The sequence below is a fragment of the Microbacterium forte genome, assembly GCF_031885415.1.
Taxonomy (GTDB): Bacteria; Actinomycetota; Actinomycetes; order Actinomycetales; family Microbacteriaceae; genus Microbacterium; species Microbacterium forte.
The window spans coordinates 1,383,708-1,396,768 of sequence record NZ_CP116871.1; the positions used below are offsets into that span (position 1 = coordinate 1,383,708).

General features: G+C 69.1%; 13 protein-coding genes. 8 read left to right on the top strand and 5 right to left on the bottom strand.

The annotated features are described in order from the left end of the window. Positions 1 to 22 precede the first annotated feature (22 nt). Positions 23 to 2,143 (bottom strand): RecQ family ATP-dependent DNA helicase, encoded by a 2,121-nt coding sequence (locus tag OB895_RS06775; RefSeq protein WP_311879574.1) that lies wholly within the window; start codon positions 2,141 to 2,143, stop codon positions 23 to 25. A 116-nt stretch (positions 2,144 to 2,259) separates the two neighbouring features. Between OB895_RS06775 and OB895_RS06780 the strand changes: the two genes are divergently transcribed. From OB895_RS06780 to OB895_RS06815, 8 genes are all read left to right on the top strand, one after another. Next, on the top strand, positions 2,260 to 2,679 hold the full coding sequence (locus OB895_RS06780; protein ID WP_042539388.1) for a hypothetical protein: 420 nt from the start codon (positions 2,260 to 2,262) through the stop codon (positions 2,677 to 2,679). Between the two features lie 87 nt (positions 2,680 to 2,766). Next, positions 2,767 to 3,744 carry a 1,2-phenylacetyl-CoA epoxidase subunit PaaA gene (gene paaA / locus OB895_RS06785; RefSeq protein WP_079112435.1) on the top strand — a complete coding sequence of 326 codons (978 nt, stop codon included), beginning with the start codon at positions 2,767 to 2,769 and terminating at the stop codon, positions 3,742 to 3,744. After that, complete coding sequence (gene paaB / locus OB895_RS06790; protein ID WP_042539384.1) at positions 3,744 to 4,049, top strand: 1,2-phenylacetyl-CoA epoxidase subunit PaaB; 306 nt, start codon at positions 3,744 to 3,746, stop codon at positions 4,047 to 4,049. The genes paaA and paaB overlap by 1 nt, the downstream gene beginning before the upstream one ends. A gap of 29 nt (positions 4,050 to 4,078) precedes the next feature. Next, complete coding sequence (paaC, locus tag OB895_RS06795) at positions 4,079 to 4,888, top strand: 1,2-phenylacetyl-CoA epoxidase subunit PaaC (RefSeq protein WP_042539475.1); 810 nt, start codon at positions 4,079 to 4,081, stop codon at positions 4,886 to 4,888. After that, on the top strand, positions 4,882 to 5,376 hold the full coding sequence (gene paaD, locus OB895_RS06800; RefSeq protein ID WP_079112434.1) for a 1,2-phenylacetyl-CoA epoxidase subunit PaaD: 495 nt from the start codon (positions 4,882 to 4,884) through the stop codon (positions 5,374 to 5,376). Before paaC ends, paaD begins: the two co-directional genes overlap by 7 nt. Then, complete coding sequence (gene paaE / locus OB895_RS06805) at positions 5,376 to 6,557, top strand: 1,2-phenylacetyl-CoA epoxidase subunit PaaE (protein WP_311879580.1); 1,182 nt, start codon at positions 5,376 to 5,378, stop codon at positions 6,555 to 6,557. The genes paaD and paaE overlap by 1 nt, the downstream gene beginning before the upstream one ends. A gap of 10 nt (positions 6,558 to 6,567) precedes the next feature. After that, on the top strand, positions 6,568 to 7,338 hold the full coding sequence (locus OB895_RS06810; protein ID WP_311879582.1) for an enoyl-CoA hydratase/isomerase family protein: 771 nt from the start codon (positions 6,568 to 6,570) through the stop codon (positions 7,336 to 7,338). Between the two features lie 79 nt (positions 7,339 to 7,417). Continuing rightward, positions 7,418 to 8,941 (top strand): ATP-dependent DNA ligase, encoded by a 1,524-nt coding sequence (locus OB895_RS06815; protein WP_311879584.1) that lies wholly within the window; start codon positions 7,418 to 7,420, stop codon positions 8,939 to 8,941. 7 nt (positions 8,942 to 8,948) lie between these two features. On the opposite strand, the gene OB895_RS06820 is transcribed toward OB895_RS06815, so the two are convergent. From OB895_RS06820 to OB895_RS06835, 4 genes are read right to left on the bottom strand one after another with little or no spacing between them, the layout of a single operon-like run. Further along, on the bottom strand, positions 8,949 to 9,458 hold the full coding sequence (locus tag OB895_RS06820; RefSeq protein WP_042539374.1) for a phosphoribosyltransferase: 510 nt from the start codon (positions 9,456 to 9,458) through the stop codon (positions 8,949 to 8,951). A 48-nt stretch (positions 9,459 to 9,506) separates the two neighbouring features. Further along, entirely contained in the window at positions 9,507 to 10,352 is an 846-nt protein-coding gene (locus tag OB895_RS06825) for a transglutaminase family protein (protein ID WP_042539373.1), read from the bottom strand. Next, positions 10,349 to 11,275, bottom strand: coding sequence for an alpha-E domain-containing protein (locus tag OB895_RS06830; protein ID WP_042539371.1), 927 nt, complete (start codon positions 11,273 to 11,275; stop codon positions 10,349 to 10,351). The genes OB895_RS06825 and OB895_RS06830 overlap by 4 nt, the downstream gene beginning before the upstream one ends. Continuing rightward, on the bottom strand, positions 11,269 to 12,954 hold the full coding sequence (locus OB895_RS06835) for a circularly permuted type 2 ATP-grasp protein (RefSeq protein WP_042539369.1): 1,686 nt from the start codon (positions 12,952 to 12,954) through the stop codon (positions 11,269 to 11,271). The genes OB895_RS06830 and OB895_RS06835 overlap by 7 nt, the downstream gene beginning before the upstream one ends. Between the last annotated feature and the right edge of the window lie 107 nt (positions 12,955 to 13,061).

A 13,061-nucleotide genomic window follows, 5' to 3' on the forward strand; every position in this document is an offset into this window, starting at 1 on the left:
CCATCGGAATGGATCGCCGACCTCAGCCGCGAAGCGCGAGCACGAACGGAAGCACGTCTGTGGCGCCGGCCTGGCGCAGTGTGCGGGCGGCGACCGTCAGAGTCCACCGGCTGTCGGCCAGGTCGTCGACGAGGAGAACCGGCCCCTCGGGGATGTCGAGGCCCTGCGCGCTGAACCTGTCCCACAGACCTGCGAGACGGAACACGCTGTTGCCTCCGGGTTGACCGCTCGGGCCGCCATCGACCGGGTCGAGCGCACCGAGGTACGGCAGCCGACCGATGTCGGCGATCCCTCGGGCAAGGGAGTCGACGAGCAGCGGATGCGACCGTGAAGGCATCGCGACCACCGCGACAGGGCGCTCTGTCCAGCCCCAGTCTGCGAGCACTCGCACGCAGCCGCCGAGCACCTGGGGCGTCACGGCGGCATCGGGCGCTCCGGCGGCGAACAGCTCGCGCAGGGTGCCGCCCCAGCCGAGGTCGGTGAGCCGGGCGAGCGCCCTCCCCTCTCCCGCCTGCTCACCCGGCGCGATGCGCCCCTTGACGGGCACGTCGAGCTTGTCGGCGCCGGTCGGCCAGGCCCGGCGCGGCTCGACGGGAACGCCCACTCGGTCGAGCGACTCCGCAGCCTGAGTCGTCGCCGATTCGCCGATCTCGCTCGGGAACCAGATGCCGGCGCAGTTGTCGCATCTGCCGCAGGGCGCTGCCGTGTCGTCGTCGAGCGAGCGCTGGAGGAACTCCATGCGGCATCCGTCGGTCTGCTCGTAGTCGATCATGTGCTGCTGCTCGGCTCGGCGCTCGCCCGCGATCCGCTCGTAACGCTCGGCGTCGTAGCTCCAGGGCTCGCCCGTGGCGACCCACCCGCCCTGCACACGTCGCACCGCGCCGTCGACATCGAGCACCTTGAGCAGCAGCTCGAGAGGTGTGCGGCGGATGTCGACCATCGCCTCGAGCGCCGGCGTCGAGATCGGCTGATCGCCGAGCGCAGCGATCACCCTCTCGGCGCGCTCACGGTCGGGCATCGACGCGGTGGCGAAGTAGTGCCAGATATCGCGGTCTTCGACGCCCGGCAGCAGGAGCACGTCTGCGCTCTCGCTCGCGCGCCCGGCGCGACCGACCTGCTGGTAGTACGCGACCGGCGACGACGGCGCACCGAGGTGCAGCACGAATCCGAGGTCGGGTTTGTCGAAGCCCATGCCGAGTGCGCTCGTCGCGACGAGGGCCTTGACCTCGTTGCGCTTCAGCATCCCTTCTGACTCCGTGCGCTCGTCGGTGTCTGTCTGCCCCGTGTACGCACGCACGTCGTGGCCGTGGTCGCGCAGCAGCCGAGCGGTGTCGACCGCTGCAGCGACGGTGAGCGTGTAGATGATGCCCGAGCCGGGCAGGTCGTCGATGTGGCTCAGCAGCCAGGCGAGCCGGCTCGCCGAGGTCGGCAGACGCAGCACCCCGAGCCGCAGCGAGGTGCGGGCGAGCGGGCCACGGATCGTGAGCACCTCGGAGGCCCCGTCGCCCGATGAGCCTCCCGTGCCGAGCTGCTCGGCGACGTCGGCCACGACCCTGCTGTTGGCGGTCGCCGTGGTCGCGAGCACCGGAACCTCTGGCGGCATCTGCTCGATGAGATCGCGCAACCGACGATAGTCGGGGCGGAAGTCGTGCCCCCAGTCGCTGATGCAGTGCGCCTCGTCGACCACCAGCATGCCGATCCGTCGCACGAGCGCCGGCAGCTGCTGCTCGCGGAACGCCGGGTTGTTGAGTCGCTCGGGAGAGACGAGCAGCACGTCGACCTCGTCTCGGTCGAGCTGCTGCATCACCTCCGACCATTCGTGCGCGTTGGTGGAATTGATCGCCACGGCTCGGACGCCTGCGCGCTCGGCGGCGGCGATCTGGTCGCGCATGAGAGCCAGCAGCGGCGAGACGAGCACGGTCGGTCCCGCCCCCTGCCGACGCAGCAGCAGCGTCGCGACGAAGTACACCGCCGATTTGCCCCAGCCGGTGCGCTGCACGACGAGCGCGCGGCGGCGCCCCTCGACCAGCGCCTCGATCGCCTCGTACTGGCCGTCGTGGAAATCGGCGTCGGGGCGGCCGACCAGTTCGCGCAAGGCGGCGAGCGCAGCAGTGCGGGTGTCGACAGCAGAGGGGGAAGTCATGTCTCCACTGTGCCTCATGTCACCGACGTCGGGCCCGAGGCCGCCGACACCCGGGGCATCGTCATCCACTGGTGAGATCCGCGCCACCGACCCACCCCGTCGTCTAGCGTGGAACGATGATCACCCGAGAACTGGCCGTATCCCTGCGCGATGCCGGGCTCGTGTGGCATCCCTCCGAGGGCGATCGCTTTCAGCTCGACCTCCCGAACGATGTCGAGCTCGAAGCCGAGGCCGACGTCTTCACGGTCAGCGCGATGACGATCGAGGCGAGGCAGACTCCGAGCGGCACCGACCTCGCCTTCAACGGCACCACAGAGTGGGCGCTCGACGCGGTCACCCTCGCGGACGCGGTGTGGCTGCCCCGCGAGGATCAGCTGCGCGAACTGCTGCGGGGCACGTTCCGGGCACTCACCCGCCTTCCCGACGCCTTCGTCGTCGATGTCGAGATCGCCGGCGAGACGCTGCGTTTCGAGCACCCGGACCCCTCGGAGGCCTACGGGCTCGCCCTTCTCGACCTGGTCTCCCGCTCGCGCTGAGCGCCGCTTCTTGCGCACGGCGGACCGGCATGTCAGAATTACCTAACGACCGGTCAGTAAAGCGGATCGGATACCGAGGAGTCGATGATGACAAGCCCCGCAGATCTCTCCCTAGTCGATGGCGAGCTCTCAGACGACGAGCGCCTATTCGACGAGCTCATCGCGAACGAGCAGCGCATCGAGCCGCGCGACTGGATGCCCGACGCCTACCGCAAGACGCTGATCCGTCAGATCTCGCAGCACGCGCACTCCGAGATCATCGGCATGCAGCCCGAGGGCAACTGGATCACCCGGGCGCCGAGCCTCAAGCGCAAGGCGATCCTGATGGCCAAGGTGCAGGACGAGGCGGGCCACGGCCTGTACCTCTACTCGGCGGCGCAGACCCTCGGCATCACCCGTGACGAGATGATGGACCAGCTCATCAGCGGCAAGGCCAAGTACTCCTCGATCTTCAACTACCCCACCCCCACCTGGGCCGACATGGGCGCTATCGGGTGGCTCGTCGACGGCGCCGCGATCTGCAATCAGGTGCCGCTGTGCCGCGCCTCCTACGGCCCGTACGGCCGCGCCATGGTGCGCGTGTGCAAGGAGGAGTCGTTCCACCAGCGTCAGGGTTTCGAGATCCTGCTCTCGCTGATGCAGGGAACCGACGAGCAGAAGCAGATGGCGCAGGACGCCGTGAACCGCTGGTACTGGCCGAGCCTGGCGATGTTCGGCCCGCCCGACGACCAGTCGCCGAACTCGGCCCAGTCGATGAAGTGGAAGATCAAGCGCTTCACCAACGACGAGCTGCGCCAGCGCTTCGTCGGGATGCTGGTGCCGCAGGCCGAGATCCTGGGCGTCACCCTGCCCGACCCCGATCTGCGCTTCGACGACGAGACGGGCCAGTACGTGATCGGCGAGATCGACTGGGACGAGTTCTTCGAGGTGCTGCGGGGCAACGGCCCCTGCAACGCCGAGCGTCTCGAACGTCGCCGCACGGCGCACGAGGAGGGCGCGTGGGTGCGCGAGGCCGCAGCCGAGTACGCCCGCAAGCAGGCGCTGAAGACGAAGGCGGCGGCGTGATGGCGACGCCCGGTGCCGACGAACGCGAACCCTGGCCCCTCTGGGAGATCTTCGTCCGTGCGAATCGCGGCCTGAGCCACGTGCACGTCGGATCGCTGCACGCCCCGGATGCCGATATGGCGATCCGCAATGCCCGAGACCTCTACACGCGCCGTGGCGAGGGCGTGTCGATCTGGGCCGTGCCCGCCGACGCGATCACCACGAGCGACCCCGACGCCAAGGGCGCCTACTTCGAGAGCCCCGCGGGCAAGAACTACCGGCACGCCGTCTATTACACGGCCTCCGAGGGGGTGCCGCACCTGTGAACGACATCCGCACGGACGTCCATGGAGACATGCACGGGGATGTCTCGGTCGACGAGCTACGACTGAGCGAGGAGCTCACGGGAACCGGCTCCGCGGCGGCATCCGCCGACATCGCCGAGTACGCACTGTGGTTGGGCGACGACGCCCTGATCCTCTCGCAGCAGCTCGGCGAATGGATCTCCCGCGCGCCCGAACTCGAAGAGGATGTCGCGCTCGGCAACATCGCCCTCGATCTGCTCGGTCATGCCCGCTCGTTCCTGCACTTCGCCGGTTCCTACGACGGACGCTCCGAAGACGACCTCGCGTACTTCCGCGACGAGCCGGAGTTCCGCAGCGCCTGGATCGTCGAGCAGCCCAACGGCGACTTCGCGCAGACGATCGGACGTCAGTTCGTCGTGTCGACCTACATGTTCGAGCTGTACTCCGGGCTGAGGGCCAGCACAGACGAGACGTTCGCGGCGATCGCCGAGAAGTCGCTCAAAGAGGTCGACTACCACCGCGACCACTCGGTGCAGTGGGTGCTGCGCCTCGCCGGAGGCACCGACGAATCGCGGCAGCGGATGGTGCGCGCGCTCGGCGACGTCTGGCCGTACGTCGACGAGCTCTTCCGCGATGAGCCACTGATCGACCGTCTCGGCGATGCCGCCGTGCGCCCGTCCACCCTTCGCGCCGGTTTCGACGCGGTCGTCGACACCGTCTTCACAGAGGCGGAGTTGACCGCGCCCTCAGTGGCGGCATCGTCAGCGGGAGGGCGCCGAGGTGCGCACGCGACCCCGATGGGCCATCTGCTCGCCGAGATGCAGGTTCTCGCGCGACGTCATCCGGGGGCGTCATGGTGACCGACACGCTGCAGACCGACGCCTGGCGGATCGCCGCTGCCGTGGCGGACCCCGAAGTCCCCGTGCTCACGATCGAAGACCTCGGAGTGCTCCGAGCCGTCACGGTCGACGGCGACGTCGTGCGTGTCGACATCACCCCCACCTACAGCGGGTGCCCGGCGATGGACACGATCCGCGACGATGTCATCCTGGCCCTCACCGCTGCCGGTCACTCGCAGGTCGAGGTGCGTCTCGTGCTCTCCCCCGCGTGGACGACGGACTGGATGTCGGATGCCGGCAAGCAGAAGCTCTCGCAGTACGGCATCGCGCCTCCTTCGGGGCGCTCCGCGCTGTCGTCCGGCCCGATCCGCCTCGCGATCAGCGTGCGCTGCCCGCGGTGCGGCTCGCTCGACACCCGCGAGGTCTCGCGCTTCGGTTCCACCTCGTGCAAGGCGCTGTTCGAGTGCCGCGCATGCCTCGAACCCTTCGACCACTTCAAGGTGCACTGATGTCGCTGTTCGCCCCGTCCGGTGCCGTCGCACCGACATCCGTTCGTTCGCCCTCCGCATCGACGGCGAAGAAGCGCGCGCGGTTCCACACTCTCGTGGTCGACGAGGTGAGGCCGCTCACCGAGGACTCGGTCGAGGTGTCCTTCACGGTTCCCGCCGAGCTCGCCGACGACTACGACCACCTGCCGGGCCAGTACGTGGCGCTGCGCACCACCCTCGACGGCACCGAGGTGCGCCGATCGTATTCGCTGTGCCGCGCGCCCGAGCATCGCACGGCCGAGCAGATCGCGGCGGGCACGCCCACCCGGCTGAGTGTCGCGGTGAAGCGCGACGAGGGCGGCCTCTTCTCCACGTGGGCCCAGACCGGGTTGCACGCCGGGTTCGAGATCGACGTGATGAGTCCGCAGGGCACATTCACCTCGGGGCTCGACGATCTCGATCATCGCCACGTCGTCGGCATCGCCGCGGGCTCGGGCATCACCCCGCTGATGGCGCTCGCGCACACCGTGCTGACGCGCTCGGACTCGTCGCGCTTCACACTGCTCTACACGAACCGGTCGACACTCGACGTGATGTTCCTCGAGGACCTCGCCGACCTCAAGGACCGGTATCCGACGCGAGTGACGCTGCACCATGTGCTGTCCCGTGAGCAGCGCACGGCTCCCGTGCTGTCGGGGCGTATCGACGAGGAGAAGCTGCGCACCATCCTGAGGATGCTCATCGACCCGAGCGACGTCGACGAGTGGTTCCTCTGCGGTCCTCTCTCGCTCGTCGACCTGTGCCGTGAGGTGCTCGCCGACGTCGGCGTGCCGCGGGAGCACATCCGGTTCGAGCTCTTCACCACCGGCGACGAACCTGTGCGCGCCGCGCGCCCGGTCGAGGTGCGGGCGGGCGCGAAGACGATACGCATCGAGGTGAACCTCGACGGCGTCTCGTCGACCGTCGAGAGCCCCGTCGACGCGCACGAGTCGGTGCTGAACGCGGCTCTGCGGGTGCGGCCGGACGCCCCGTTCGCGTGCGCCGGCGGCGTGTGCGGCACGTGCCGCGCCAGGGTCATCGAGGGCAGCGTGACGATGACGGAGAACTATGCGCTCGAGCCCGACGAGCTGGACCGCGGCTATGTGCTGACCTGCCAGTCCCACCCGACGAGCGACCGCGTCGTGGTCGACTACGACGTCTGAGGAGCATCCGATGATCGATCTCACCATCTCCGACGACGTCGCGACGGTCGTGCTGAATGCACCGTCCACGCTGAACTCCCTCGACGAGCAGGCGCTGCGCGATCTCGGCCGTGCATACGACGAGGCCGACGCGGCGGGAGTGCGCGCACTCGTGCTCCGGGGCGAGGGGCGCGCGTTCTGCGCCGGACGCGACATCTCGGCGGTCGACCCGCGCGACGACGACGTGATGGGCTACCTCGGCGGGCTCGTGACTCCGCTGCTGCAGCGGATGGCGCGCTTTCCCGCGCCGACGTTCGCGGCCGCCCACGGTGCATGCCTGGGCGTCGGGCTGGGACTGCTGATCGCCACGGACGTCGTCTACGTCGCGGAGTCGGCGAAGATCGGCTCGCCGTTCGCAGCGCTGGGCGCCACGCTCGACTCGGGCGGACACGCCCTGTTCGTCGACCGCCTCGGCGCGCACAAGACGCTCGACCTCATCTACACGGGGCGCCTGATGAGCGGCACCGAGGCCGTGGCCTCGGGTCTCTTCTCACGTGTGCTCCCCGACGACGAGGTCCTCCAGACGACGACGGATGCCGCCGCCACCGCCGCGCGCGGTGCCACCGCCGCGTTCCTCGCGAGCAAGCAGCTCGTCTCGCGCATCCGCGACGAGAGGCTGGCGCTGTGGGAATCGATCGAGGTCGAGAACACCGCTCAGGCGGCGCTGTGCGACAGCGACGACTACCGCGAGGGCTTCGCCGCCTTCCAGGAGAAACGGAAGCCTGAGTTCCACGGGCGCTGAGCTCTCGCTGCTCTACTGCGACGGAGAGGGCGAAGGCAAGGGCTTCGCCGATGTCGGATGCCGGTGACAGACTGCATCCATGTTGCTCTCGGAGCTCGTCTCCACCGCTGAAGAGGTCACCGCCACCGCATCGCGTCTCGCCAAGGTCGATGCACTCTCGCGGTTGCTCGCGCGCGCGGACGCGGACGACGTCCCCGCCCTCGTAGGGCTGCTTCTCGCGACGCCGCGTCAGGGACGCCTGGGTGTGGGCTGGCGCGGGATCTCCGCCCTCGAGGTGATGCACGCCGACGAGCCGTCCCTGTCGATCGGTGACGTCGACGCGGCGTTCGAAGCGCTGGCCGGCGCTTCGGGCTCGGGGTCTGCGGCCGCCCGGACAGATCTGCTCTCCGCTCTCGCCGGCCGCGCCACGGCCACCGAATGGGACTTCCTGTCGCGCGCGATGCTCGGCGAGCTGCGCACCGGTGCGCTCGGCGGCGTGCTGCTCGATGCGATCGCTCGCGCCTCGGATCGCCCTGCGGCATCCGTGCGACGAGCAGCGATGCTGTCCGGCGACCTGGGTGACACGGCGGTCATCGCCCTCACAGGCACCGCGGCCGAGCTCGACGAGGTCGGCCTCGTGGTCGGCCGTGCCGTGCTGCCGATGCTGGCCTCGACCGCGGCGACTCCGACTGCGGCTCTCGAGGTCACGGGCAGGGCATCCGTCGAATACAAGCTCGACGGAGCGCGCATCCAGGTGCATCGCCGCGGAGACGACGTGAGCGTGTACACCCGCAGCCTGGCCGACATCACCCACCGCGTGCCCGAGATCGTCGAGATCGTGCGAGGCCTTCCCGCCCACGACCTGATCCTCGATGGCGAAACGCTGTCGCTCGATGAGGACGGCGGTCCGCGGCCGTTCCAGGAGACGATGTCACGGTTCGGGGCCGACGTGTCGCGCGAGCTCGTGCTGCGCCCCTGGTTCTTCGACATCCTGCACATCGACGGACGCGATCTGCTCGACGAACCGCTCTCGATCCGGCTGGCCGAACTCGAGAAGACCGTCGGCGAGTGGCGCATGCCGGGGGTCGTCACCGACGACCCGGCTGCTGCCGAGCAGCTGTCACGAGAGGCGCTGGCGGCCGGGCACGAGGGCGTCGTCGTCAAGGGCGTCGATGCGCCCTATGCGGCGGGCAGGCGCGGCAAGTCCTGGGTCAAGGTCAAGCCCGTGCTCACCTATGACCTCGTCGTGCTCGCAGCCGAGTGGGGCTCGGGTCGACGACAGGGGTGGCTGTCGAATCTCCATCTCGGCGCTCTCGATCCGAACGGAGAGTTCGGCGAGCCGGGCGGACTCGTGATGGTCGGAAAGACGTTCAAAGGTCTGACCGACGAGCTGCTGCGCTGGCAGACCGAGCAGTTCCCGTCGTTCGAGACACGACGCACGCAGTCGACCGTGTTCCTGCGCCCCGAGTTCGTGGTCGAGATCGCGATCGACGGGGTGCAGCGCTCTCCGCGCTACCCCGGTGGCATCGCGCTGCGCTTCGCACGCGTCAAGGCCTACCGCCCCGACAAGAGCGTCGCAGACGCCGACACGATCCAGACTCTTCGCGCACTGCAGCGCGGCTGAGACGAGGTCAGGCCGACGGCGCGAGCCCGAGATCCTCTTCACGCACCGTGCCCTGGAACGACCAGGGGAAGTTGATCCACAGATCGGTGTCCTTCCACGCGTAGTCGGGCTGGATGATGGTCGACGGCTTCGTGTAGATCGTCACCGAGCGCACGTCGGCGCCCTTGTCCTTCAGCAGCTGCACCGCGAGCGCGAGCGTCCGGCCCGAGTCGGCGACGTCGTCGACGAGGAGCACGCGACGACCGTCGAGATAGGCCATGTCGAGTTCGGGCGGCAGCACCTCCGGGGCATCGAGCACGGTGCCGATGCCGGTGTAGAACTCGACGTTGATCGCGCCGCAGTTCTTGACACCCAGGCCGTACGCGATGGCGCCGGCGGGAAGCAGACCACCGCGGGCGATGGCCACCACGACCTCGGGCACGAAGCCGCTCTCGAGGATGCTGCGCGCGAGATCTCGCGTCGCGGATCCGAAGCCGTCCCAGGTGAGCGTCTCGCGCTCGATCGATGCATCCGTCATCGTCTCATTCTTCCCCACTGCCGTGCGTCGTCAGGCCATGCAGTCGCCTCAGCCGAGGCGCGTGATCTCCACCGAGACGAACAGCTCCGACGCGCTGGGTCCGGCATACACCCCGCGGAGCGGAGCCACATCGGCATAGTCGCGGCCGTGGCCGACATAGACATGGGATTCGCCGATGTCGACGAGGTTGGTGGGGTCGTATCCGCGCCACTCCCCGGAGTACCACTCCACCCAGGCGTGCGATTCCCCCGTCACGGCCTGCCCGATCGCGGCCGTCGGGTCGGGGTGCAGGTATCCCGACACATAGCGTGCCGGAATCCCCGCGGCGCGCAGCACCCCGAGAGCCACGTGAGCGATGTCCTGGCAGACCCCTGATCGCGCAGGCCAGGCGTCACGAGCCGTCGAGCTCACGCCGGTGACGCCGCTGCGGTACTCCATCGCCTCCCCGACCGCGCGGCAGATGTCGAGGGCGGTCTCGTCCACTCCGCCGCCCTCCGCTTCGAAGTGCAGGGCGAGATCGCGCATCTCGTCATCCGGGGCGGTGGCGGGAGTCTGCGCGACGCACTCGGCCAGAGCGAGCGACTGCGGGATCCGGGATTCGAGCTCGTCCCAGTCGATTCCGGCGGTCGCCGTCGGGAGCGGCCTGACGTCGACCACGCTCGTCGCGGTGACCGAGAGCACCTGATGAGGGGTCAGCAGCTCGAAAGTCGAGACCCGCGTGTCCCAGTAGTCGGAGTACGAGTGCTGGGTGGCCGTCGGCGAGATGTCGAGCGTCGCCTGCAGCACGAACTGCCCCTCTCGGGAGTGCGGCAGCATGCGCGCCTCGTTGTACGACGCCGTCGCCGGCTGCTCGTAGCGGAAGCCGGTGCGATGCACGATCTTGAGGCGGCTCACAGCGCCTCTCCGATCCACACCGGCATCGCGATCGACGGGAAGTACCGCTCCCTGATCGCGTCACTCGCCACTGACATCCCCACCTGGACCTCCTCCATGCTCTCCGACAGACGATGCACGGTGTCGCCGATCGGTCGGTACTCCAGCTCCGACCGCATGCGACCGAGCACGCGATGAGCCCGGTCGGGCACGCCGAATGCGCCGGCCGGATCGATGCCGCGCAGGCATTCCTCGGCCTGCAGGATGCTCGAGAGCACCGATCGGGGGAACAGGCGGTCGATCAGCAGGAACTCCACTGCCGACGCGCCTGTCGGCACCGCTCGGTGGCTGCGCAGGTGGGCTTCGTATGCGCCGCAGCTGCGCAGCAGCGTCGTCCAGCTCGGCCCACCGGCCTCGGTCAGCGAGCGCGTCGCCAGCAGACGCGCGGTCATGTCGGCGCGCTCGATCGACCGGCCGAGAACGAAGAAGTGCCATGCCTCGTCACGGCTCGTCGAGGAGTCGACGACGCCGAAGGCCAGCGCCGAGCGGTCGCGCACCCAGCGGAAGAACGGATGCGTCTTGTCCGAGGCGATACGACGTGGCATGCGCGCATTCGACTCGTTGAGCGTCTCCCAGAGGTCGGTCGAGATGATCTCCCTGGCGCGCCGGGCGTTCTCCCTGGCGGATGCGATCGAGTGGGCGATCGACGCCGAGTGCTCGCGGTCGAGCGCGAGAAGCCGCACCACGTCGTCACGACTCAGCACGGTGTCGGCATCCGCTGTGGTGCCCATCACCGAGAGCAGCGCACGGCAGGCCGTGTCCTCCTCGACCCACGGGTCTTCGAGCAGCAGCTGCAGGTGCACGTCGAGGATGCGCGCGGTGCCATCGGCCCGCTCGACGTAGCGGCCGATCCAGAACAGCGCCTCGGCGATGCGGCTCAGCATCCTGTTCCTCCCCGCTGCTGTTGCTGCTGTTGCTGCTGCTGCTGGTGATGGCGCAGCTCGAGGTCCTCGTCCTGCGGCGATGACAGGAACGGCGGGTGCGGTTCTTCGCGCGCCGGCGCCACGACGGCGATCGCCCCGGTGGCGAGCGACACCTCGTCCGCCGCCGCATCGGGGTCGCCCTCCACGGTCGTCGTCGGCCCGGTGAACAGCGAAGGGTCCAGCACCCAGGTGTCCTTCGAGCCGCCACCCTGGCTGGAGTTCACGACGAGCTGTCCCTCGGGCAGAGCGACCCTGGTGAGACCGCCGGGCAGCACCCAGATGTCGTGCCCGTCGTTGACGGCGAAGGGACGCAGATCGACGTGCCGCGGGCGGAATCCGTCTTCCACGAGTGTGGGAATGGTCGACAGCTGCACGACCGGCTGGGCGATCCACCCCCGAGGGTCGGCCCGCAACGACTTGCGCAGAGCCTCCAACGTCTCGCGCGACGCATCGGGCCCGACGACCAGCCCCTTTCCTCCCGAGCCGTCGACCGGCTTCACCACCAGCTCGTCGAGCCTGTCGAGCACCTCCTCGAGCGCACCCGGATCCTCGAGCCGCCAGGTGTCGACGTTCGGGATCACCGGCTCCTCGCCCAGGTAGTAGCGGATCAGGTCGGGGACGTACGTGTAGACCAGCTTGTCGTCGGCCACGCCGTTGCCCACGGCGTTGGCGAGCGTGACATTGCCGAGGCGAGCAGCGAGCATCAGCCCGGGGGCGCCCAGCACGGAATCGGGGCGGAAGCTCTGCGGGTCGAGGAACTCGTCGTCGACCCGTCGGTAGATCACGTCCACCCGCGTGGGGCCGGAGGTGGTGTGCATCCACACCCGCCCGCCCGAGCAGAACAGGTCGCGCCCCTCGACGAGCTCGATGCCCATCATCCGCGCGAGCAGGGTGTGCTCGTAGTACGCGGAATTGTGCACGCCGGGGGTCAACACCACGACGGTCGGATCATCGACGCCGTCAGGCGCGGCGGCACGCAGCGCCTGCAGGAGGCGGCTCGGGTAGTCGACGACCGGGCGGACTCTGAGACTGGTGAACAGCTCGGGGAGCGTCTGCGCCATCACGCGGCGATTCGCCAGCACATAGCTCACACCGCTCGGCACGCGCACGTTGTCTTCGAGCACACGCCAGGCTCCGCGCTCGTCACGGATGACATCGATGCCGGCGACATGGATGCGCACCCCGTTCGCCCCGACGATGCCGGCCGCCTGACGGTGGAAGTGAGCGGACGAGCTGATCAGCGACGCGGGGATCACACCGTCCTGCACCGCGAGCTGCGGACCGTAGACATCGGCGAGGAATGCCTCGAGAGCCCGCACGCGCTGCTTCACCCCCGACTCGACATAGCGCCAGTCATCGGCGGCGACAACGCGCGGAACCACATCGAGCGGGAACGGACGCTCCTCCCCGGCGAAATCGAACGTGACTCCCTGTGCGAGATACGAGCTGGCGAGGGCGTCGGTGCGAGCCCTCAGCTCTGCGTCGTCCATGGCCGCGAGCGCCGGATACATGTCCTGGTAGGGCAGGCGCACGCCCTCGCCGCCGGATGGCGCGTCTGAGGGGAACATCTCGTCCCACGGTGCGGCGCCTGCTCGGCGCGGCGACCGGCGCGAGGTGTATCCGTCGAACAGTGACTCCATGACGGCATGTTTCCGCGTCGCGGTTTCGGCGGTGTTACGCGCGCAAGTCGGCGCCGCGTCGGCCCGGGAGCGATAGGATCTACCTGTCCGGCGCTCTCTGACGCCGG

What these genes read in the sequence shown, in the direction of transcription:
- OB895_RS06775 (WP_311879574.1), bottom strand. Translation starts at nt 2,143, where the DNA reads ATGACTTCCCCCTCTGCTGTCGACACCCGCACTGCTGCGCTCGCCGCC.
- OB895_RS06780 (WP_042539388.1), top strand. Translation starts at nt 2,260, where the DNA reads ATGATCACCCGAGAACTGGCCGTATCCCTGCGCGATGCCGGGCTCGTG.
- paaA (WP_079112435.1), top strand. Translation starts at nt 2,767, where the DNA reads ATGACAAGCCCCGCAGATCTCTCCCTAGTCGATGGCGAGCTCTCAGAC.
- paaB (WP_042539384.1), top strand. Translation starts at nt 3,744, where the DNA reads ATGGCGACGCCCGGTGCCGACGAACGCGAACCCTGGCCCCTCTGGGAG.
- paaC (WP_042539475.1), top strand. Translation starts at nt 4,079, where the DNA reads ATGCACGGGGATGTCTCGGTCGACGAGCTACGACTGAGCGAGGAGCTC.
- paaD (WP_079112434.1), top strand. Translation starts at nt 4,882, where the DNA reads ATGGTGACCGACACGCTGCAGACCGACGCCTGGCGGATCGCCGCTGCC.
- paaE (WP_311879580.1), top strand. Translation starts at nt 5,376, where the DNA reads ATGTCGCTGTTCGCCCCGTCCGGTGCCGTCGCACCGACATCCGTTCGT.
- OB895_RS06810 (WP_311879582.1), top strand. Translation starts at nt 6,568, where the DNA reads ATGATCGATCTCACCATCTCCGACGACGTCGCGACGGTCGTGCTGAAT.
- OB895_RS06815 (WP_311879584.1), top strand. Translation starts at nt 7,418, where the DNA reads ATGTTGCTCTCGGAGCTCGTCTCCACCGCTGAAGAGGTCACCGCCACC.
- OB895_RS06820 (WP_042539374.1), bottom strand. Translation starts at nt 9,458, where the DNA reads ATGACGGATGCATCGATCGAGCGCGAGACGCTCACCTGGGACGGCTTC.
- OB895_RS06830 (WP_042539371.1), bottom strand. Translation starts at nt 11,275, where the DNA reads ATGCTGAGCCGCATCGCCGAGGCGCTGTTCTGGATCGGCCGCTACGTC.
- OB895_RS06835 (WP_042539369.1), bottom strand. Translation starts at nt 12,954, where the DNA reads ATGGAGTCACTGTTCGACGGATACACCTCGCGCCGGTCGCCGCGCCGA.